Raw genomic sequence first — 2,141 nt, 5'->3', positions numbered from 1 at the left:
GCGCCGACTTCGATGACCAGGACGTCTGCCGCGAAACCATCGCGCTGTTCGAACAACGCCTGGCCTCAATCGAGTCCGCTCTCACGTCACTGTCCGCGTCGCGGGAGCGGATCATCGACGACCTCAACCGACTCCGCCACCGCTATGCCGAGCAAGACGACAACAGACACGACACCGAGTCGGGGTGCCGGTAAGGGGTCGCGGACTGGCTGAAGATCGGGCGGATATAGATACCTACCCAGCAGCCCAATATCTCACTGGGGGATCCGCTTGCGGACGCTCAGGAGAGCGTATGAAGCGCTCGACGATCCGCTCCTACTCCGAGGCGGTCCGGATGTTCTGCCACTTCGTCACCGTTCCACTCTATGAGTAGCCAGCCACCTGCGAGGACCGATTCGGCATGCACCCGATCCAGGTGGTGCACAAGTGGAACACTGTCACGCACGTCCAAGAAGGTGAGCCCGATCCGGTGAAGCGGAGAGGGGGCTTGACCGTCTGGGGCTGGACGGTCGAGGTCCTTGGCGAGTGGTTCACCGAGATCCGGCCGCTGTTCGGCGCCGATGAGACCCGGTAGCTTGGCCGTCTGAACGCGGTCTTCGGAGGGGAGTGGATCACCGCCCCGGCCTGCATGGCGGTGCCTTTCCTACATTGCGGTCCCGCTGTCGGTTCCCGATGGCGCGGGTCGTCTGCCGCGATCAGCTGGTGACGTGCGAGCGTGAGTTGGTGTGGGTACCCGCGCCACACTTCCCGCAAATTTCGTCACAGTGACGTTTTAAGGCGGGCTGGCGAGCTCAGCACAGGGAAGTGGTTCCAAGACGAATCTTGGCCAGACCCTAGAGATTCGGGCGGAACCCAAAGATAGCCGGAAAATTTCCGACAGTGAAATCTGTGACCGAAGGGGCACCGCGTCGACATTCCGCGCACAACGCATGATCTCCAGGCGCGGGCATCGACCGGGGTTGCCGATCCGGATGCCGTGGCACCGCGGCAGACAAACCGACAGCGTTTCCACGTGGTTTCAACCCCTTCCGGCAGCCCTGCCCGCGTGCCGATAATCTACATTATGTAAACTAACCCTCCTCTTCTCCACCTGGCACCACCTGCGGCGCGTACGCGCCGAGGCGCCTGCGGGCGCGCTCACAACTGACCTCTGGGGAAACCCTCTGTCTTGCCATAGGTTCGTTGCTGTGTCCTACCACATCGTTCGTTCGCCGGTGACCGAGAACGACTTGGCTCGACTCGACGATCGCCTGGAGGTAATCCAAATCGATTCGGCGCTGACCGACGCGGAGTACTCGCTACTCGGCGAATGGTTCAAAGACCAGCCGACAAAGACGCTGCGGGTCTACGGCTCGTCCGACGGCACCATCACCGACCTCGAGTTTCTGCGCCACTTTCCGACCGTGCGCTCATTCCAGGCCGACGCGCTGTTCCACTCGCTTGTCAACATCGACGGGTTGAGGCACCTGCCAGAAGACGCGCGGTACATTGGGCTCGGGCGGACGAAGAAGAGGCTGTCACTCGAGCCGCTCGCTCGGTTCACCGCACTCGAGCAGCTCTACCTTGAAGGGCAGACCAAGGACATCGATGTCGTCAGCAGTCTGCGTGAGCTTCGGAGCGTCACGCTCCGATCCATTACGTTGCCTGATCTCTCTCTGCTCACGCCTCTGACGAAGCTGCGGGCACTTGATCTGAAGCTCGGTGGGACGAGGAACCTCGACCTGCTTCCCGAGTTCCAGACACTGGACTACCTCGAGCTCTGGATGGTCAAAGGACTCTCGGATCTGTCGCCGGTCGCCCACCTCCCCCACCTGGAGTACCTGCTCCTTCAGGCGCTTCGGAATGTCGAGGCATTGCCGGCGATGTCAGGCCTCGTTCGCCTGCGGCGACTGTGGATCGAGACCATGAAGGGCCTGACAGACCTTTCACCGATCTGTCAGGCGCCCGCGCTCCGCCAACTCGCGGTCGTCGACATGGGCCACCTTCGACCCGAAGCATTCGGTCCGATCGTCGGACATCCCACGCTCGAATCGCTGCGCTTCGGCCTGGGCAGCAAGCGAAAGAACGACGCAGTCGCGAACCTCATCGACCTGCCGAACGACGGCGACTGGCGGAAGCCGCTGAGTGACTGACAGGACCGA

3 protein-coding genes are annotated in these 2,141 nt (G+C 62.2%); all 3 read left to right on the top strand.

Annotation, left to right across the window (positions count from 1 at the left end; all coding sequences use genetic code 11):
* A partial coding sequence (locus B0T44_RS27765; RefSeq protein WP_217808780.1) for a hypothetical protein occupies window positions 1-194 on the top strand: 194 nt, incomplete at its 5' end.
* 206 nt (window positions 195-400) lie between these two features.
* The gene (locus tag B0T44_RS27435) at window positions 401-574 is read left to right on the top strand and encodes a hypothetical protein (protein WP_175648041.1); all 174 of its coding nucleotides are present in this window, start codon (window positions 401-403) and stop codon (window positions 572-574) included.
* Between the two features lie 613 nt (window positions 575-1,187).
* Complete coding sequence (locus B0T44_RS26130) at window positions 1,188-2,132, top strand: leucine-rich repeat domain-containing protein (RefSeq protein WP_139347853.1); 945 nt, start codon at window positions 1,188-1,190, stop codon at window positions 2,130-2,132.
* The last annotated feature ends 9 nt before the right edge of the window (window positions 2,133-2,141 follow it).

Source organism: Nocardia donostiensis (genome assembly GCF_002081715.1).
GTDB classification, from domain to species: Bacteria; Actinomycetota; Actinomycetes; order Mycobacteriales; family Mycobacteriaceae; genus Nocardia; species Nocardia donostiensis.
The sequence above is the reverse complement of the archived record's forward strand: the minus strand, read 5'-3'. Positions and strand labels throughout refer to the sequence as shown.